At 61.4% G+C, this 18,747-nt stretch carries 16 protein-coding genes and 1 pseudogene; 4 read left to right on the top strand and 13 right to left on the bottom strand.

Going from position 1 to position 18,747, the window contains the following annotated elements:
* Positions 1-31: 31 nt before the first annotated feature.
* Genes BDB13_RS12015 through BDB13_RS11980 form a run of 8 tightly spaced genes read right to left on the bottom strand, consistent with a single transcriptional unit; the run spans position 32 to position 9,893 of the window.
* Complete coding sequence (locus BDB13_RS12015) at positions 32-661, bottom strand: TetR/AcrR family transcriptional regulator (RefSeq protein WP_094271843.1); 630 nt, start codon at positions 659-661, stop codon at positions 32-34.
* Positions 662-690: 29 nt separating this feature from the next.
* Entirely contained in the window at positions 691-1,476 is a 786-nt protein-coding gene (locus tag BDB13_RS12010) for an enoyl-CoA hydratase family protein (RefSeq protein ID WP_094271842.1), read from the bottom strand.
* Positions 1,477-1,489: 13 nt separating this feature from the next.
* Positions 1,490-2,650: an acyl-CoA dehydrogenase family protein gene (locus BDB13_RS12005; RefSeq protein WP_094271841.1), complete on the bottom strand. Its 1,161-nt coding sequence runs from the start codon at positions 2,648-2,650 to the stop codon at positions 1,490-1,492.
* Positions 2,647-4,635 carry an acetyl/propionyl/methylcrotonyl-CoA carboxylase subunit alpha gene (locus tag BDB13_RS12000; RefSeq protein WP_094274863.1) on the bottom strand — a complete coding sequence of 663 codons (1,989 nt, stop codon included), beginning with the start codon at positions 4,633-4,635 and terminating at the stop codon, positions 2,647-2,649. The genes BDB13_RS12005 and BDB13_RS12000 overlap by 4 nt, the downstream gene beginning before the upstream one ends.
* 8 nt (positions 4,636-4,643) lie before the next feature.
* A complete protein-coding gene (locus BDB13_RS11995) occupies positions 4,644-6,242 on the bottom strand; it encodes an acyl-CoA carboxylase subunit beta (RefSeq protein ID WP_094271840.1) in 1,599 nt (532 codons plus the stop codon).
* Positions 6,239-7,387, bottom strand: a complete 1,149-nt coding sequence (locus BDB13_RS11990; protein ID WP_094271839.1) for an acyl-CoA dehydrogenase family protein — start codon at positions 7,385-7,387, stop codon at positions 6,239-6,241. The genes BDB13_RS11995 and BDB13_RS11990 overlap by 4 nt, the downstream gene beginning before the upstream one ends.
* Positions 7,384-9,105: an acyclic terpene utilization AtuA family protein gene (locus BDB13_RS11985; RefSeq protein ID WP_094271838.1), complete on the bottom strand. Its 1,722-nt coding sequence runs from the start codon at positions 9,103-9,105 to the stop codon at positions 7,384-7,386. Before BDB13_RS11985 ends, BDB13_RS11990 begins: the two co-directional genes overlap by 4 nt.
* Positions 9,102-9,893 (bottom strand): TIGR03084 family metal-binding protein, encoded by a 792-nt coding sequence (locus tag BDB13_RS11980; RefSeq protein ID WP_094271837.1) that lies wholly within the window; start codon positions 9,891-9,893, stop codon positions 9,102-9,104. Before BDB13_RS11980 ends, BDB13_RS11985 begins: the two co-directional genes overlap by 4 nt.
* A 111-nt stretch (positions 9,894-10,004) precedes the next feature.
* Here BDB13_RS11980 and BDB13_RS11975 point away from each other — a divergent pair.
* The 3 genes and pseudogenes from BDB13_RS11975 (at position 10,005) to BDB13_RS11965 (ending at position 12,237) form a co-directional block, all read left to right on the top strand.
* Positions 10,005-10,804, top strand: a pseudogene (locus tag BDB13_RS11975) (crotonase/enoyl-CoA hydratase family protein).
* Positions 10,801-11,676, top strand: a complete 876-nt coding sequence (locus BDB13_RS11970; RefSeq protein WP_254922791.1) for an EamA family transporter — start codon at positions 10,801-10,803, stop codon at positions 11,674-11,676. The pseudogene BDB13_RS11975 and the gene BDB13_RS11970 overlap by 4 nt, the downstream one beginning before the upstream one ends.
* A gap of 42 nt (positions 11,677-11,718) precedes the next feature.
* Positions 11,719-12,237 (top strand): gamma carbonic anhydrase family protein, encoded by a 519-nt coding sequence (locus BDB13_RS11965; protein ID WP_094271836.1) that lies wholly within the window; start codon positions 11,719-11,721, stop codon positions 12,235-12,237.
* A 49-nt stretch (positions 12,238-12,286) separates the two neighbouring features.
* Here BDB13_RS11965 and BDB13_RS11960 read toward each other — a convergent pair whose 3' ends face one another.
* From BDB13_RS11960 to BDB13_RS11940, 5 genes are all read right to left on the bottom strand, one after another.
* On the bottom strand, positions 12,287-13,273 hold the full coding sequence (locus tag BDB13_RS11960; protein ID WP_094271835.1) for a pirin family protein: 987 nt from the start codon (positions 13,271-13,273) through the stop codon (positions 12,287-12,289).
* 41 nt (positions 13,274-13,314) lie between these two features.
* A complete protein-coding gene (locus BDB13_RS11955) occupies positions 13,315-14,406 on the bottom strand; it encodes an LLM class flavin-dependent oxidoreductase (protein WP_094274861.1) in 1,092 nt (363 codons plus the stop codon).
* Between the two features lie 143 nt (positions 14,407-14,549).
* The gene (locus BDB13_RS11950; protein ID WP_094271834.1) at positions 14,550-16,091 is read right to left on the bottom strand and encodes a DHA2 family efflux MFS transporter permease subunit; all 1,542 of its coding nucleotides are present in this window, start codon (positions 16,089-16,091) and stop codon (positions 14,550-14,552) included.
* Positions 16,088-16,558, bottom strand: a complete 471-nt coding sequence (locus BDB13_RS11945) for a MarR family winged helix-turn-helix transcriptional regulator (RefSeq protein WP_094271833.1) — start codon at positions 16,556-16,558, stop codon at positions 16,088-16,090. The genes BDB13_RS11950 and BDB13_RS11945 overlap by 4 nt, the downstream gene beginning before the upstream one ends.
* A gap of 89 nt (positions 16,559-16,647) precedes the next feature.
* A complete protein-coding gene (locus tag BDB13_RS11940; protein WP_094274860.1) occupies positions 16,648-17,613 on the bottom strand; it encodes an NADPH:quinone oxidoreductase family protein in 966 nt (321 codons plus the stop codon).
* Between the two features lie 412 nt (positions 17,614-18,025).
* Between BDB13_RS11940 and BDB13_RS11935 the strand changes: the two genes are divergently transcribed.
* Positions 18,026-18,736, top strand: coding sequence for a GAF and ANTAR domain-containing protein (locus tag BDB13_RS11935; RefSeq protein ID WP_094271832.1), 711 nt, complete (start codon positions 18,026-18,028; stop codon positions 18,734-18,736).
* Positions 18,737-18,747: the final 11 nt, after the last annotated feature.

Here is an 18,747-nt window from a genome sequence, read left to right as displayed (position 1 = left end):
TGCGGGTCACCATGGAGGTGACTGTACTTCTCTACCCGACTCCGGGCGCTGCGCCCGTGGTCAGCGACACCGGAACGAGTGCGGAGTCGAGTTGCGCCGCCCACGCCTTGACCACCTCGGAGCGTCGACGCGAGTCGTCGGTCAGCACATCGGCCAACCCAAGACCTCGGGCGAGGTCCAGCGTTGCCTGTACGAGCCGGTGCGTCGTCGGATCCGAGTCGTCGACACCGAGACTCGCCACAGCCATGCGATGTGCGATGCGGCCGAACCGTTCCTCGAGTGGCAATACGCGCGCTTTCAACTCCGAGTCCGATGCGGCCGCTGTCCATACCTGCAGCGCAGCTTTGAACAGCGTGCCGGTGTAGTACTCGACCAACCTGACAATGACAGCCTCTGTTCGACCGGCACCGGACGGAAGATCGGTGGATTCCTTGCGCGCCTGGTCCATTCGAGCGTCGAACATCATTTCGAGCGCTGCGGTGATCAGGTCTTCACGCGTCGGAAAATGGTGTTGCATGGCACCACGGGACACGCCGGCCCGTTGTGCAACAACGCTCATCGTCGTTGCACCCCAACCGAGTTCGGCCAGGCAGTCGACAGTCACTTCGAGCAGATGGGAGCGCGTGAACCGACTGCGATCCTGCTTGGGTTCTCGGGTCATCGCGCTACCGCATCCTTTCTCCGAAGAAGCTACTTCTGCTCGTGTGCCCACGCCGGTGGACGTTTCTGTAAGAACGCCATCATGCCCTCACGTGCCTCGTCGGAGGAAAACAGCCGAGCCGACTGAGCCACCATTTCTTCGCCGTCGCGGTCGAATCCGGCCAGCATCGATCGAGTCGTAATCCACTTGGATTCGGCCAATCCCTGTGGTGAGCAGTGACGCAACGACTCGAGCAGTTCCGCGACGGTGTCCCCCGGATCCTGCGAGGCAATAGTGACGAGGCCGATAGTTTCAGCTTCGCGCGGACCGAACTTCTCGCCCGTCAACAGGTATCGACTCGCGCTGCGCTGATCGAGTCGTGGCAAGAGAGTGACGGAGATGATCGACGCCGCCAACCCCAATCGCGATTCCGTCACGGCAAAGGTACTGTCCGGCCCGGCCACCACGATGTCGCAGGCACCGATCAAGCCCATCCCACCGGCACGGACGTGGCCGCCGATCAGACCGATTACCGGCTTGGGAAGCTCGAGGATGCTACGCATCAGCGTCAGCATTCCTCGGCCACGTTCCCGGACCGACTCTTCGGGCGAGGACGCAGATCCCGAAGCCTCACTGAGATCGGCACCCGCGCAGAAGGTTCCACCACTGTGTGTCAACACCACTGACCGCACAGTGGGGTCTTCCGCAGCAGCATTCAGCCCGGCCTGCAGTTCCGTGACCAACCGAGTGGAGATGGCGTTGCGGTTGTGTGGCGAGTCGAGAGTGATCGTGGCTGCTCCGCCGGATACCTCGTATCGAACGTAAGGCTCTGTCATGAAAGCACCTTCTCTAGTACGACCGGGGCAGGCCCAGTGAATGCTGAGAGACGAAGTTGAGAACCATCTCCCGGCTCACCGGCGCAACGCGTGCGATACGAGCCGCTCCGAGCATGGCGGCCAAGCCGTATTCCTTGGTCAGGCCCGCACCGCCGTGAGTCTGAATGGCCTGATCAAGCGCCTTGATACTTGCCTCTGCCGCAGCATATTTGGCCATGTTGGCGGCCTCGGCAGCACCGAAGTCGTCACCGCTGTCGTAGAGGAACGCGGCCTTCTGCATCATCAATTTCGCCAGCTCGAGTTCAATCTTGACCTGCGCGAGTGGATGCGAAATACCCTGATGTGCACCGATCGGCGTCTTCCACACCGTGCGCTCGTTTGCATACTTGACCGCTGCATTCAGCGCGTACCGGCCCATACCGATGGCCATCGCCGAACCTAGAATGCGCTCGGGATTCAGGCCGGCAAACAGCTGCATCAACGCTGCGTCGGCCTCGCCGACCAGAGCCTCGGCGGGCAGGCGCACGTCGTCGAGGAACAACATGAACTGGTGATCCGGTTCGATGATGTCCATCTCCATCGCCGTCTTCTCGAATCCCGGAGAATCGGTGGGAACAATGAAGAGTGCGGGCTTGAGCTTGCCGGTCTTGGAGTCTTCGGTGCGCGCGACGATCAGCACGGCATCGGCCTGATCGACACCCGAGATGAAGATCTTGTTTCCACGCAGGATCCAATCGCCGCCGTCCCGGCGCGCCGTGGTCGTGATCTGGTGCGAGTTGGAACCGGCGTCAGCCTCGGTGATTCCGAAAGCCATGATCTTGGAGCCGTCGGCCAATGCCGGTAGCCACGTCTGCTTCTGCTCCGCAGTGCCGTACTTGCCGATGATGGTGCCGCAAATGGCCGGCGAGACAACAACAAGCAGCAAGCCCGCGCCGTGAGCGGCCATCTCTTCCTGGACCAAAGCCAATTCGTAGATTCCGGCACCGCCGCCACCGTATTCCTCGGGAAGATTGACGCCGAGGAATCCGAGCTTGCCTGCCTCGTTCCACAATTCGGTCAGCGGCTCGCCCTTACGCGCCTTGGGCAGCACGTAGTCGACGTAGTTGAAACGCTCCCCCAACTTGGCGACAGAAGCCCGCAGTTCCTTCTGCTCTTCGGTTTCGATGAAACTCATGACACGACCTCTTCCGTAGCTTCGGGTGCTTCTACACGTGCGAGTACCGATCCGACCTCGACCTGCTGGCCGAGAACAACCGGAAGTTCTACCAGGACACCGGCCGTGGGCGCAGTGACCGTATGTTCCATCTTCATTGCTTCGAGCCATAGAATCGGCTGACCGGCCGTGACCGTATCGCCCTCTGCCGCTCCGATTCGGATCACCGAACCCGGCATCGGTGCGAGCAGGGATCCTGCCGCGACCTCGGTGGAGGGGTCGACGAACCTCGGTGTCACTGTCAACGACACGGGCCCGAGTGAGGAGTCGACGAAGACCTCACTGCCATAGGCTGCGACGTCGAAAGTACGTCGTATGCCGTCGTGGTCGAGGACCACCCGATCCAGGGTCGCGGAAACCAGACTTACTCCGTCGAAACCTTCCGCGGTCAGAACGCCACTGCGGCGCAGGAAATAGCGGATGTCGTACTCGCCTGATGCCGTGGTGTAGCTCTTGCTCTGAGGCTGCGAAGGTAAGTTGCGCCAGCCGCTGGGCAGGCGCCCGATGACCTTCGCCGACGCCCTGTTGTGAGCGGCATCCGCGAGGGCCGCCGCCAGTGCCGAGAGCTTCTCGACATCGGTGTCGGCCAGCGGCGTGGACAGCACAGCAAGGTCGTGGGTCTCGAAGAACGCTGTATCGGTGTCTCCGGCGATGAATGCCGGATGTCGCAGGACGTTGACGAGCAAGTCTCGATTGGTCCGGAGTCCGTGAATCTTGGTACGAGTCAAGGTTGACGCCAGCAACCGCGCGGCCGCGGTGCGGGTCGGTGCGTAGGAGATGACCTTGGCCAGCATCGGGTCGTAGTGAACGCCGACAACGCTGCCATCGACAACACCGGAATCAAGTCGCACACCCTGCTCTCGCAGGACACTGAATTCTTCCGTGCCGCCAGGCAGTTCGATGCGATGAACTGTTCCGCTCTGCGGCTGCCAGCCCTTGGCCGGATCCTCGGCGTACAGCCGCACTTCGATGGAGTGTCCACGAATCTCCGGCTGCTGATCGGGCAACGCCTCGCCCGCAGCGACGTGCAACTGCAGTTCCACCAGATCGAGTCCCGTGGTGCACTCGGTGACGGGATGCTCCACCTGCAGGCGAGTATTCATTTCGAGAAAGAAGAAGTCGCCCTTTTCGTCGGCAAGGAATTCAACCGTCCCGGCTCCTTCGTACCCGATCGCATTCGTAGCGAGACGCGACGCGTCGAAAAGCTTCTCCCGCATGGCCGGTATGCGTTGTACGAGCGGTGACGGCGCTTCTTCCACAACCTTCTGGTGCCGACGCTGGATGGAGCACTCACGCTCCCCCACTGCCCAGACGCCGCCGTCGCGGTCAGCCATGACCTGAACTTCGATGTGGCGGCCTGTCTCGAGGTACCGCTCGCAAAACACCATCGGGTCACCGAAAGCTGACAGCGCCTCGCGGCGTGCAGCTTCCAGTTCGCCTTCGAGAGCAGACAATTCACGGACAATGCGCATTCCACGTCCACCGCCGCCGGCTGATGCCTTGATCAGAACCGGGAGGTGCGCTTCGGTGACAGTTCCGGGATCGAGCTCCGCCATCACGGGAACGCCGGCAGCGTCCATGATCTTCTTGGACTCGACCTTGGAACCCATCAGTTCGATGGATTTCACGGGCGGACCGATCCAGGTCAGACCGGCGTCGATGACGGCACGCGCGAATTCCGCGTTCTCGGAGAGGAATCCGTAGCCGGGGTGAATGGCGTCGGCCCCGGAGGTCTTCGCTGCAGCGATGATCAGATCGCCGCGCAAATACGTCTCAGCGGGTGTGTTTCCCGGCAGACGAACAGCCACATCCGCCTCGGCGACGTGCGGGCTATCGGCATCCGCGTCGGAAAAGACTGCAACGGTTCCGATTCCGTTTCTGCGGCAGGTAGCGAAGACACGGCGGGCAATTTCGCCGCGGTTGGCGACTAGGACTGAAGTAATCACGGCGTGCCTCACATACGGAAGACGCCGAAGTTCTCGGTGCCTTCGATCGGGGCGGTAGCAATGGCCGAGAGGCACATTCCCACCACGGTGCGGGTGTCTCGGGGGTCGATGACGCCGTCGTCGTAGAGGCGCCCGGACAGGAACATCGGGAGCGACTCTGCTTCGATCTGGTTCTCGATCATGGCGCGGATGCCGGCGTCGGCCTCAGCATCGAAGGCCTGTCCACGGGCCTCCGCCGACGCGCGACCGACGATCGAAATGACCCCGGCCAGTTGAGCACCGCCCATGACAGCGGACTTCGAACTGGGCCACGCGAACAGAAAGCGTGGATCGAATGCTCGACCGCACATGCCGTAGTGACCGGCCCCGTACGACGCTCCGAGCAGGATCGAAATGTGCGGAACCTTGGAGTTGGCAACCGCATTGATCATCATCGAGCCGTGTTTGATCATGCCGCCCTCCTCGTATTCCTTACCCACCATGTATCCGGTGGTGTTGTGCAGGAACAGCAACGGCGTGTTGGAACGATTGGCAAGCTGGATGAACTGGGTGGCCTTCTGGGATTCCTCGCTGAAGAGAACTCCGCGAGCATTGGCCAGGATGCCGATCGGGTAACCGTTCAGCTCGGCCCACCCGGTCACGAGCGACGAACCGTAGAGCGGCTTGAACTCGTCGAAGTCGGATCCGTCGACGATGCGGGCAATGACCTCTCGGGGATCGAAGGGGATCTTGAGGTCGGCCGGAACGATGCCGAGCAATTCTTCGGGATCTTCGAGCGGCTCGATGACCTCAACGCGGGGTGCCGGACCCTTCTTGGTCCAGTTGAGGCGCTTGACGATCGATCGTCCGATACGAATCGCATCCTGCTCGTCGGCTGCGAAGTAGTCGGCCAGACCCGACTTGCGAGCGTGCATCTCGGCGCCGCCCAGAGCCTCGTCGTCGGACTCCTCCCCCGTGGCCATCTTGACCAGCGGCGGGCCGGCGAGGAACACCTTGGAGCGTTCCTTGATCATCACGACGTGATCGGACATGCCGGGGATGTACGCGCCGCCGGCGGTGGAGTTTCCGAATACCAGAGCGATAGTGGGGATTCCGGCTGCGGAGAGCTGAGTGAGATCGCGGAACATGCGACCGCCCGGGATGAACACTTCCTTCTGGGTCGGTAGATCGGCTCCGCCGGACTCGACCAGTGAAATCACCGGGAGGCGATTCTGCATCGCGATATCGTTGGCGCGGAAGCCCTTGCGCAGGGTCCACGGATTGCTGGTGCCGCCGCGCACGGTGGGATCGTTGGCGACGATGAGGCATTCGACGCCTTCTACAACGCCGATGCCGACAACTGTGCTGGCACCCACGGGGAAATCGCTCCCCCACGCGGCGAGCGGGCACAGTTCGAGGAACGGTGAATCCTGGTCGAGCAAGAGCTCGATTCGCTCACGCGCCAAGAGCTTTCCACGCTTGTGGTGACGCTCGGTGTACTTGTCACCGCCGCCCGCCAGAGCCTTGGCGTGCTCGACCTCGATCTCCGCAAGCTTGGTGTTCATGGTCTCGACCGCGGTGTTGTAGACCTCGGAGTTTGTGTCCAGTGCGGACCGGATGACACTCATGACTGATACCCCAATCGCTTGGCCGCGAGGCCGGTGAGGATTTCGGTGGTACCGCCACCGATTCCCAGAATTCGCATGTCGCGGTACTGCCTCTCCACTTCGCTTTCCTGCATGTACCCGAGGCCACCGAACAGCTGGACAGCCTGGTTCGCTACCCACTCACCCGTTTCGACAGCGGTGTTCTTGGCAAAGCACACCTCGGCGATCAGATCGCCGTCACCGGCCATGTGCCGCTCGATCACCGAATGCGTGTACACCTTGGCCACGTCGATCTTGCGGGCCATCTCGGTAACCGTGTTCTGCACCGCCTGTCGGCTGATGAGTGGCCGGCCGAAAGTCTCACGAGCACGGCACCATTCGAGAGTCAACTCGAGACACCGTTCTGCGCTCGAGTACGCCTGCGCTGCCAAGGCAACTCGTTCGCCGACAAATGCCTGTGCAATCTGTGCGAAACCACTGCCCTCTTCACCGACCAGGTTTTCGACCGGAACGCGGGCGTCGACAAACGAAAGTTCCGCGGTATCCGATGCGCGCCAACCCATCTTCTCGAGCTTGCGCGACACCGTGAATCCCGGTGTGCTCTTCTCGATCACGAGCAGTGAGACACCGCCCGCGCCGGGTCCACCCGTACGCACTGCGGTGACGACGTAGTCGGCCCGACAACCAGAGGTGATGAACGTCTTGGAACCGTTGACTATGTACTGGTCACCATCGAGCTTTGCCGTCGTCTGCAGGTGGCCGACGTCGCTGCCGCCGCCAGGCTCCGTGATGGCCAGTGAACCGATCTTGTCGCCGCGCAATGTCGGCTTGACCCACCGGTCGATCTGCTCTTTGTTTCCGGCGGCAATGAGATGCGGGACTGCGATGCCGCAGGTGAACAGCGAAGCAAACAGCCCACCCGAAGCGCCGGCCTGATGCATCTCCTCACAAATCACGATGGAGTCGACGGCGTCGCCGCCCTCACCACCGGCCGATTCGGGCGCGCTGGCACCGAGCAATCCCAGAGCACCTGCCTTACGATGCAATTCGCGCGGAATCTCCCCGTCACGTTCCCACTGCCTGAGATGCGGCAGGATCTCCTGGTTTACGAATCCGCGGACGGTTTCACGCAGGGCGCGCCGCTCCGGAGTGGTCCACACATTCACTGTGAATCTTCTTTCTGGTCAGTTGTGGGGAGGAGCGAAATCGGGATGTCGACGTAGCGTGAGCGCAGCCATTCACCAATTCCCTTGGCCTGCGGATCGAATCGCGCCTGCGACGCCACACCCTGGCCGAGGATTCCCTCGATCACGAAGTTCACGGCCAACAGGTGCGGAAGCAGGTGACGGGTCACGGTCAATCCGGCTGCCTCCGGGAGCAGTTCCTTGACCTTCGAGACAGTGAGAGTATGTGCCAGCCAACGCCACTCGTCGTCACTGCGGACCCAGACGCCGACATTGGCGTTGCCGCCCTTGTCGCCGCTACGCGCACCGGCAATGGCGCCCAAGGCAATTCGAGCGACCGACCCCGCAGGTAGGGGTACCGGAAGTTCCGGCTCGTCGACGGGTTCCAACTCCCGCGTCACCGCCGACGGCGCAATATCGACGCGCGTACCGTCAGGCAGAACTGCGATGTGAGGCACCGATCCCGCGTCGACGTAGCCGGGAGTGAAAACTCCGTACGGCTGACCGTTGCTCGGCGGAGCCGTCAACGAGAAGCCCGGATAGCTGGCCAGCGCCATCTCGACCGCAACGGACGAGAAGGGGCGCCCGATCACTGTGGGGTCCGAATCACGAACCACACAGCGCAGCAAAGCACTTGCAGTTTCCTCGGTATCGGAATCCGGATGATCCGTCCGCGCCAATGTCCAGACCAGCTCGGCAGGCTTCTTGCTCAACCAGGCCTCGAGCTGGTTCTTGGCCAACTCGGCCTTGGCCTCGATATCAAGTCCGGTGAGTATGAACGTAGCCTCGTTGCGAAACCCGGCCAGGGTATTGAGCGAGACCTTGTACTGCGGCGGCGGAGCCTCACCGGTGACGCCGCTGATCAGAACCCGATCGGGGCCCTCCGGCGTCAGCACTGCCGTGTCGATCCGCGTGGTCACGTCCGGACCCGCATAGCGGCCGCCTGTGATCTCGTACAGCAGCTGGGCTGTCACGGTTCCGACGCTCACCTCACCGTCGGTACCGGCATGCTTCGTGATGACAGACGAACCATCGGCGTTGATCTCGGCGATCGGGAAACCGGGGCGGCCGAGGTTGGGGATCTCCGTAAAGAATGCGTAGTTCCCGCCGGTGGCCTGCGTTCCGCACTCGATGACGTGACCCGCCGCGACGGCACCAGCCAGCTGATCGAAATCATCTCGCTTCCAACCGAAATGATGAGCCGCCGGACCCACGATCACCGACGCGTCGGTAACTCTGCCGGTGACTACGACGTCGGCGTCGGCCGCTAACGCCTCCACAATCCCCCAAGCGCCGAGATAAGCATTTGCGGTCAAAGGCGAGCCGAGCCCGAGTTCACCGGCGCGAGAGACCAAATCATCGCCCTCGACATGCGCGATCTTCGCATTCAAACCCAGCTTGGTATTGACTTCCCGCAATGCGGCAGCCAGTCCGGCTGGATTGAGACCGCCCGCATTGGCAACGATCTTCACTCCCTTGTCGAGGGCAAGTCCGAGCGTGTCCTCGACCTGCCGCAGGAATGTCTTTGCATAGCCCAGGGATTGGTCTTTCATCCGATCCCGGCCCAGAATCAGCATCGTCAGTTCCGCGAGATAGTCACCCGTCAGGTAGTCGAGTTCTCCACCCTCGAGCATCTCCCGCATCGCCGAGACACGGTCACCGTAGAATCCGGAACAATTGCCGATCCGTACCGAACTCACTTGTCCGCCTCCGCTTCTCGACCGCTCCCACTGGGTCCGGCAAAGGCCTGAGCAAACCCCAACCACTCCTCGGCGTCTGTGCCCACCGCTACGAGGTCGAGATCGGCCCGGTTGGCTCGCTGAGTCACCAGCAGACAGAAATCCAATGACGGCCCGGTAACCTTCTGCGCCGCATCCTCGGGACCCCAGATCCAGAGAGACCCGTCGGGCGCGGTCAGTTCCACGCGAAATTCTTCGGCGGGCGGAGTCTTCTCATTGACCGAGTACGCAAAGTTTCGTGTCCGAACACCCAAGTGCGCAATGTTCTTGATACGCGCGGTCGGTGTCCGCTCGACGCCCAGTGCATCGGCAACGTCCTGCCCGTGCGCCCAGGTCTCCATCAACCGTGCGGTTGCCATGGAGACTGCACCCATCGGGGGTCCGTACCACGGGAACTTGGTGCCGGCGGGAGCAGCGGCAAGTGCGTCGACCAATGCAGTTCGGCCGGCTCGCCAATCTGCCAGCAACTCGACGGGTGGTCGCGCAGCCTGCTCCGCCGCGCCGTCGTCGACAAACCCGGCGGGATTGAGGAAGGCCACCTTCAATTGCTCGGCGAAACCGTCGGGATCGGTGATTGCCAACAATGCAGCAGCATCGGTCCAATGCAGGTGCCCGATCTGATGCGCGATGGTCCACCCTGCTGCGGGCGTCATTGTCGCCCACTTCTCGGCGGGCAGATCCGTAACCAGAGCCTCGAGGCTGTCGCCCTCGGCCCGCAAGTCATCGATGAACGTCTGAAGTTCGGCCATGCGACCAGCATCACACTCACCCATAAAAAAATCAAGCACGAATGATTGTTATTACCCAAATCGAGTGGTGAGAGACTGAGCGCAACAATCATCGCCCGCAGAGGAGCACCCATGAGCGACGCCGTCCTGATTACCCGCACCGACGACGTGGTCACCTGGACCCTCAACCGGCCGGACACGCGCAACGCCATCTCCGAGATCGACATGATCGAAGCACTCGAAGACGCCGTCACCGCGGTCAACCGCGACCAGAGCGTCCGGGCTGTCATCCTGACCGGAGCCGGATCAGCATTCTCGTCCGGCGGAAACGTGAAGCACATGCGCGACAAGGAAGGCATGTTCGGCGGCGCACCCGGCGAGATCCGGCAGGGGTATCGACACGGAATCCAGCGCATCCCTCTCGCGCTCTACACGTGTGAAGTTCCGACCATCGCAGCCGTCAACGGCCCCGCGATCGGAGCCGGATGCGACCTCTCACTCATGTGCGATCTGCGCATCGCGTCGAGCGCCGCAATATTCGCCGAAAGTTTTGTCAAGGTCGGACTCATCCCCGGCGACGGTGGAGCCTGGCTCCTCCCCGCGCGATCGGCAATGCCCGCGCCGCCGAGATGGCGTTCACCGGAGAACCGATCGACGCTGCCAAGGCCCTCGACTGGGGACTGATCTCCCAGATCACCGAGCCCGACGAATTACTCCCCGCAGCACACGCTTTGGCCGCGCGAGTCGCCGCAAACCCGCCGCAGGTGCTCCGCATGACCAAGAAACTGCTCCGTGAGGGTCAGCACCAAAGCCTGGAGAGCCTGCTCGAGCTTTCGGCAGCGATGCAGGCCCTGGCCCACCACACCCGCGATCATCACGAGGCCGTCGCCGCGATGCTGGAGCGTCGAAGCCCGGATTTCACCGGCGTGTGAACACGTCAACACACGTGCCCGGACGGCAGTTTCTGCCGGTCGGCGCGGTTCTCACTTCGATACTTTCGCTGCAATTCGGCGCGGCTTTCGCAACAACCCTGTTTTCGCAGATCGGGCCGGCCGGCGCCACGACGCTTCGACTGACCATCGCCGCGATAATCCTGGCCGTCATTGTCCGACCACGGTGGAGTCGATGGTCGAACCGTCAACGCAAAGGCATTCTCGCGCTCGGAGTTTCCCTCGCAGTGATGAACGGGGCGTTCTACGAAGCCCTGGACACCATTCCGATCGGCACTGCCGTCACCATCGAGTTCCTGGGCCCGCTCACCCTGGCCGCAGTGCTGTCACGCCGCTGGGCCGACGGCGCCTGGGTGCTCCTGGCTTTCGGCGGGGTGCTGCTGCTCGGCTTGGGCGATCACGGGGAGTCCGGACTGGACCCCGTCGGAGTGGCGTTCGCACTCCTCGCAGCAGCCGCGTGGGCCGGTTACATCGTCACCGGATCGCACATCGCCGCAACACTTCCCAGCGCCGACGGTCTGGCTGGAGCCTGCATCGTCGCAGCGGTCCTGACGCTTCCCTTCGGCGTCGTCTCCGGGGGAACGGAACTACTGGATCCGAAGATTCTCCTGGCGGGCACCGCGGTTGCAATCCTGTCGTCCGTGATCCCGTACAGCCTCGAGATGTGGGCGCTGAGATCCCTTGCCAAGAAGGTCTTCGCGGTCTTGATTGCACTCGAACCGGCCGCTGCGGCATTGGCCGGCTTGGTCATCATCGGACAAGCCCTCGACTCGATGACGCTTGTGGCGATCGGGCTGGTCGTGAGTGCCGGAGTCGGTACCGTCGTCATGAACCGCAAACAGTCCCCGAAATAGTCACGGGTACCGTCAGATAACTTCACCCACCGTAGGAGAACCATGACCACGCCGATCATTGCCTCTGTTCTCGGACGCACGCCCCAGATCGACGAGAGCGCCTTCATTGCACCCAATGCCACAGTCGTCGGAGCAGTGACCATCGCTGCCGGTGCAAGCATCTGGTACGGCGCGGTACTTCGCGGTGACGCCGAGACAATCACCATCGGCGCCGACACCAATATTCAGGACAACTGCACCGTGCATGCAGACCCCACATTCCCAGCCGTCCTCGGTGAGCGCATCTCGGTGGGCCACAACGCAGTACTGCACGGTTGCACCGTCGAAGACGACGTACTGGTGGGCATGGGAGCGGTAGTCCTCAACGGTGCGCACATCGGATCGGGTTCACTGATCGCAGCGGGCGCCGTGGTGTCGCAAGGAATGCAGATTCCGCCCGGGTCGTTGGTCGCCGGTGTACCGGCCAAGGTCAAACGTGAACTCTCCGACAACGAAAAAGCCGGGATCAGCGCCAACGGAGCGGGTTACATGATGCTGGCGAAGGCGCACAAGGACATCTGATTCTGAAGGATTTCACTCGCTGAGCGAGTGAAATCCTTCACGATCGGAGCTAGCCTCGCGGCTTCAAAGTGCTGTTCGGCAATTCGGGGGCAGGCAACGCCGGACCGTCGTAACCCGGTACGACGCCGAAGCGTTGACCGGCGACACTGCCATCGAAGCCTGACGCGAGTTCCGCCTGCCACTTCTGGCGATACTCGACGATCTCCGCATGACTGCGCCCCATGAAGTTCCACCACATGATGACCTGCTCGCCCAACGGTTTCCCACCGAGTAGCAAAACGCGAGCAGGTTCGGTGCCCGGGTTTCGCAGCGTCAGTTTTCCGAAACCCGGTGCCTGGTAGCCCAGTTCGGCCCAATTGATCGTGGTGCCGCGAAGCACCACCGAGCCCTGATCGACAATCACACCGTGCTCGTGATCTCGATCCACATCCAGCGCAATCTCCGCACCCGGCTCGAGAACGATCTCGGCACCGACAAGTTCGGTAAACGTCTCGACCGGAGACTGCTCGCCTGCCAACGACCCGAGGAAAACGCTGACAGTAGCGTCTCCCAAGGTCACCGGTTGCGGGCGATAGTGGACAAACGCAGGCGCCGTCTCGCGTGCTGCATCCGGAAGCGCAACCCACAACTGCATGCCGTGCAAGATCTTCGTATCGGGCGTGGACACCTCCGAATGCGCGATCCCGCTCCCGGCCGTCATCAAATTCAGTTCACCCGGCCGGACCATCGCATGCGAGCCGATACTGTCGCGATGCTCGATCTCCCCGGTAAACAGCCAACTGACCGTTTGTAATCCGGTATGCGGATGCGGCGGCACGTGCATCCCGGACCCACTACCGACGTCATCGGGTCCGTAGTGATCGGCAAAACACCAGGCCCCGATCAACGAACGCTCACGCTGCGGCAAAGTGCGTCGCACCCGCATGGCTCGCGGCCCACCGAGCGGCACGTCCCGCGGCGTAAGAATCTGAATCTCACTCTCGGCCGGGTGGCCCTCGCATTCCTGCTCGACGGGCTGCGTTTCGAGGTTGCTCATCTCTTCATCCTGCCTCGGGTCGGTCCGAAATGCCTGCTCGACTAAGCCGAGATGCTCGCGTCGCGGGCCGCCTTCATCGACGCATGCGTCGGCGGGTTGTCCGGAACGTGTGCCGGACGACGCGCCGCGAACTCACGACGCAGCACCGGCACAACTTCTTCGCCGAGGAGATCGAGCTGCTCGAGCACCGTCTTGAGTGGAAGGCCGGCGTGGTCCATCAGGAACAGTTGGCGTTGGTAGTCGCCGAAGAAATCGGCGAAAGCCAAAGTCTTCTCGATGACCTGTTCGGGCGAGCCGACCGTCAGAGGCGTCTGCTCGGTGAACTCTTCGAGCGACGGTCCATGACCGTAAACGGGTGCATTATTGAAGTACGGGCGGAATTCCTTGACTGCGTCCTGACTGTTCTTACGCATGAACACCTGACCGCCGAGTCCGACGATCGCCTGATCCGCGGAGCCGTGACCGTAATGCTCGTAACGCTGACGGTAAAGATTGATCAACTCGATGTAGTGCTCCTTGGGCCAGAAGATGTTGTTCGCGAAGAAGCCGTCACCGTGATAGGCCGCAATCTCTGCGATCTCCGGGCTACGGATCGAGCCGTGCCACACGAACGGAGCGATGCCGTCCAGCGGGCGAGGCGTGGAGGTGAAGCCCTGCAGCGGAGTGCGGTACTCCCCTTGCCAATTCACCACTTCTTCGTCCCACAACCGGCGCAGAAGCTGGTAGTTCTCGAGAGCCAACGGGATGCCGGCGCGGATGTCCTTGCCGAACCACGGATACACCGGCGCAGTGTTGCCGCGGCCCATCATGAGGTCGACGCGGCCCTCGGCAAGGTGCTGCAGCATCGCGTAGTCCTCGGCGATCTTGACCGGATCGTTGGTGGTGATCAGCGTTGTGGACGTGGACAGCGTGATCTTCTCGGTCTGGGCTGCGATGTAGCCGAGCATGGTGGTCGGAGACGACGGCACAAACGGCTTGTTGTGATGCTCACCGGTCGCGAAGACGTCGAGTCCGACCTCCTCAGCGTGCTTGGCGATGGTCGTCATGGCCTTTATGCGCTCGTGCTCTGTCGGAGTGACCCCGGTTGTGGGGTCAGTCGTGACATCGCCGACCGTGAAGATTCCGAACTGCATGGTTACTCCTCGCGAGAATGCTGATCCATGCTTCTGCATGTAGTTAGTTCAACATTCAATCATTTATTGCTATTCCGCGCCACAAACGCCGAGGGCGGCAAGCACAGTGTGTGCTTGCCGCCCTCGATCGTTGAGAAAGTATGTCAGTGCATCATCATCGGCGCCGGGGTGTCACCCTCGGCCACGGTCTTCGTGATCTTCTTGCGAGGCAGGAAGTATGCCGGAATGAAGGTCAAGGCGATCAGCACGGTTGCCACCACGAATGTATTGCCGAACGAATCAGCCAACTGCGAGAATCCGTACGAGAGGACCTCGGGCGGAGTCTGTTCCGTGATCATCGCAGCTTCCGGGGTTGTGCCCCGCGAAGCAGCGGCCAACCCTGCGCCCTCGTGATTGAGAATCTGATTGGTCAGAACCACGGACATGACGGCGGTACCGATGGAACCGGCCGTCTGCTGAACAATGTTCATGAGCGACGAACCGCGGGCGATCTGATCATTGGACAGCGTCACGATTGCTGCGGTCATCAGCGGCATCATCGTGCAACCCATACCCATACCCATGACGAAGAGCGCAGCCATCAGCATCCAGGTCGGCGAATCGGCTGCCACCTGCGTGAAGACACCCATACCGATCAGGATCAGCGGAAGGCCCGTCAAAACGATCTTGCCGGGGCCGATCTTGTCCACAAGACGTCCCGCAATCGGCATCGTCAACATTGCGCCGAAACCCTGCGGAGCCATCAACAGTCCAGCAGCAAGGGTCGTGGACCCGGTCACCTGGATGAAATAACTCGGGAAGAGTAGACCAGCGCCCATGAACGCCACGATGAACAACGACGTCGTGATGACAGCAACCGTCAACTGCCGGTTCTTGAACAACCGCAAGTCGATCAGTGGATGGTCTTTGTTGAGGGCGTGGAACACGAACCCGATGATCAGGGCCAAACCGATGCCCGCGGTGACCAGAACCCTGGCCGACGCCACCGTGCCAACCTCGGGAATCGAGGAAACACCGAAGAGGAACAGAGCCAGACCGGGAGACAGCAAGATCATGCCGAGGAAGTCGAACGACTGCGACGGCTGCGGATTATCGGACGGCAGAAGCTTGAAAGCTGCAACGAGCGCAATAATTCCGACAGGCAAGTTGATCAGGAAGATCCAGTGCCAGCTGGCTACATCGATCAGCCAGCCGCCGAGAATCGGGCCGCCGATGGGACCGAGCAGCATGGGGATACCGAGCACAGCCATAACGCGGCCGATGCGCTCCGGGCCCGCTGCCCTGGTCATGATCGTCATACCGAGCGGCATCAACATACCGCCGCCGAGTCCCTGCAGAACGCGGAAACCGATGAGCGACGTGATGTCCCAGGCCATCGCACAAGCCACTGAACCAAGCACGAACAGGACCAGCGCAGTCATGTACAGACGTTTGGTACCGAAACGGTCGGCTGCCCACCCCGTCACCGGGATAACAGTTGCCAGGGCCAGCGTGTACGCCGTCATCGTCCACGCGACAGTGGCGTAGGACGTCTGGAATTCGGCAGCAAATGTCGGCAGCGCAACACTCACCACGGTCACGTCGAGAATGGACATGATGGCGCCGAGCACCACCACGGACGCGATCTTGAGGACCGTCCCGTCAAGTTTGTCGGACGCCGCTGTCGGCGCGTTCGGCGAAGTCATCGCGAAGTCTCCTGGGTAAATGCTCGCAGATATTCACCCGCGAGAATGGGCTCGAGCGCCTCTACTAGTCGAAGCGCGTCCGGCGTGGGCACACGCGAAGCGAACTCGCGAAGCTGACCACGCTTGCATTCGATGTGATTGGACGTGACCTTACGACCGGCCTCCGACAAGGAAACCCGCTTGACGCGTCGGTCACGTTCATCTTCACGCCGATCGATCAGACCCATGTTCACGAGCTGATCGATATTGCGCCCCGTCGCGGCCACCGAGAGCCGGAGCTCGTCTGCAACCTCGTTGATCGGGATCGGCGAGTCACGCTGTGTTAGCGCGAACAGCACACGCACCTGTGAGAACGAGAGATCCAGCTCGACCAATGCATCGATCGACTCCGTATCACTGATACTGATCAGGCGAGTGAACAACTCGTCGAGTGCTCCGAACAGGTCATCAGAAGTCGAATCAATCACCTGGCGAATAGTAGTGCGGATGCAACTATTGCCCAAATGAAACTAAGGTGCAACCCAGATTACGGTGAGCACCATCACCTTTTCTTCGCTCATTCCTGCACCAAGATGGCCTTTCCGAGCACTTTGCCGGTTTCCAGATCGGTCAGCGCCAAGGCCGCATCTTCCAAAACGTACCGAGCCTTGACGAGGGGTCGCAACCCATTTCGGACGTGCTCCACGAGCGACGCGTGCACCTCGGCAACCGCCTCCGGATTGGTCCGCGTGAACTCACCCCACGCCGCACCGACGATGCTGATGTTGCGGAACAGCACCCGGTTCACCTTCACCTGAGGAATCCCGCCGCCGGCAAATCCGATCACGACCAGACGGCCTTCGGGCGCCAGCACACGGATTGCGTCATCGAACGCGTCGCCGCCGACCGGATCCACGACGATCTGAGCGCCGACGCCGGCAGTGAGTTCCCGTACCTTCTCGCCCCAACCCGGAGCCAAGGCGACAACCTCGTCGGCACCGAGTTCGCGGAGGAATTTCTCGACACCCTCACGCCGAACGACTGCGATGACCCGCGCACCGTGCGCCTTCGCCAACTGAATGGTCGCAGTTCCCACGCCACCCGCAGCACCGAGAACGACCACGGTTTCTCCGGCCTGAATCTTGGCGCGACGAGCCAGCGCGAACTCCATCGTCTGATAATTGATGATCAGGGATGCCGCTTCGTCGAAAGCCAATTCGTCAGGAATCCGATGAACCTGCGCTGGATTGACTGCAATACGTTCCGCATATCCCCCGAGATACGTCGCAGCGAGAACCCGCTCGCCGGGAGCAAATCCGGACCCCTCCGGCGCTGATACCACCACACCCGATATCTCCGCGCCCGGAATGAACGGCGGCTCAGCTCGAATCTGATACTTGCCGTAGGTGATCAACAAGTCCGGGAAGCACACACCGCTCGCTTTGACATCAATGAGAACCATACCCTCGGCGCTGGGCTCCGGGACTTCCTGAACGTCGATACTTTGCGGACCGGACAATTCCGTAACCACCATTGCGCGCACAGGAAACTCCTCTTCGAGACCGTAGTCGGGAAACATGTTTTTCTGACCTTAACCCGCGACGCGGCACCAGTCAGGTGCGATTCCGCCCGGCAAGAAGCTTGCCGAAGCCTCCCTGATCGACAGAACCAACCAACCCTCCTACTTTGGTTAAACCGGTCGCAAGGTACGGAAATCAGGCTTCGGATGCGCCGCAACGGAATTCACGGATATTCACCCACCCATTTCTTCACAAACAAGGCGTGGGTATGTACTCTTGAGTCGTACCGGAATTTAAGTTTGTTTTACTGATTCACGGGACACTCTACAGTTCGACAGCACACAACAACTTCGAACCTGTTGTCTACAAACAGGATACGAATTGGAAAGCTCACGAGACTCCTGGGTTACTGCTGGCAGAGGAACCTCGGCACCGATGACGAGCAATGGCGGGATTCCCATGCATGACGACGCGCTGTTCCTTTCTGCCCTCACTCATTTCGCCGCCCCGACTGCCGAAAGCACGTCGGTATCGCGAACACTCGACGAACTCGTGCGTTACATTACCGAGATCTTCGGTGTCGCAGCAGCCGGAATCACACTGTTCCTTCCCGACCAAGAAGACATCACCTCGGTCAGTTCCCCCGATTTCGAACGGTGCCAACAGGAGTTTCGGTCGGGCCCCGGAAGGCTTCGTCGTCAGGAAATCCTTCAGATCGTCGACGTACCCGGCAACGCCCCGGCTTGGCCTGGCTTCGCCGCACAAGCAGGCCATGTGGGAGTCAAGGCGGTAGCCTCCATTCCGCTTCGACGTACGACGGAAACCGTCGGTGTCCTTACCGCCTTTTCACACGACCCCGTCCACTGGGACAACCAGGATCTGATGGCCGCTCAGACACTGGCCGCGGTCACGCTTCGATTCATACTCACGTCACTCGAACTCCAAGAACACGAACGGATTTCGACCCAGCTACAGCACGCCCTCGAGACCCGCATCACCGTGGAGCAGGCCAAGGGAATTGTCTCCCGGGATCGTGATACCACCCCCGACTCCGCATATCAGCTCATCCGCCGACGCGCCCGCAGCCACAACGCCACTGTGCTATCCGTTTCTCGCGCAATTATCGAGCTCGGCCTCAAAGTCTGATCGCCACCTCC

This window comes from Rhodococcus sp. OK302 (assembly GCF_002245895.1).
In the GTDB taxonomy this organism is placed as follows: domain Bacteria; phylum Actinomycetota; class Actinomycetes; order Mycobacteriales; family Mycobacteriaceae; genus Rhodococcus_F.
The sequence above is the reverse complement of the archived record's forward strand: the minus strand, read 5'-3'. Positions and strand labels throughout refer to the sequence as shown.

Coding starts and splice junctions, on each gene's coding strand:
- BDB13_RS12015 (WP_094271843.1), bottom strand. CDS start 661: ATGACCCGAGAACCCAAGCAGGATCGCAGTCGGTTCACGCGCTCCCAT.
- BDB13_RS12010 (WP_094271842.1), bottom strand. CDS start 1,476: ATGACAGAGCCTTACGTTCGATACGAGGTATCCGGCGGAGCAGCCACG.
- BDB13_RS12005 (WP_094271841.1), bottom strand. CDS start 2,650: ATGAGTTTCATCGAAACCGAAGAGCAGAAGGAACTGCGGGCTTCTGTC.
- BDB13_RS11995 (WP_094271840.1), bottom strand. CDS start 6,242: ATGAGTGTCATCCGGTCCGCACTGGACACAAACTCCGAGGTCTACAAC.
- BDB13_RS11980 (WP_094271837.1), bottom strand. CDS start 9,893: ATGGCCGAACTTCAGACGTTCATCGATGACTTGCGGGCCGAGGGCGAC.
- BDB13_RS11965 (WP_094271836.1), top strand. CDS start 11,719: ATGACCACGCCGATCATTGCCTCTGTTCTCGGACGCACGCCCCAGATC.
- BDB13_RS11960 (WP_094271835.1), bottom strand. CDS start 13,273: ATGAGCAACCTCGAAACGCAGCCCGTCGAGCAGGAATGCGAGGGCCAC.
- BDB13_RS11955 (WP_094274861.1), bottom strand. CDS start 14,406: ATGCAGTTCGGAATCTTCACGGTCGGCGATGTCACGACTGACCCCACA.
- BDB13_RS11950 (WP_094271834.1), bottom strand. CDS start 16,091: ATGACTTCGCCGAACGCGCCGACAGCGGCGTCCGACAAACTTGACGGG.
- BDB13_RS11935 (WP_094271832.1), top strand. CDS start 18,026: ATGACGAGCAATGGCGGGATTCCCATGCATGACGACGCGCTGTTCCTT.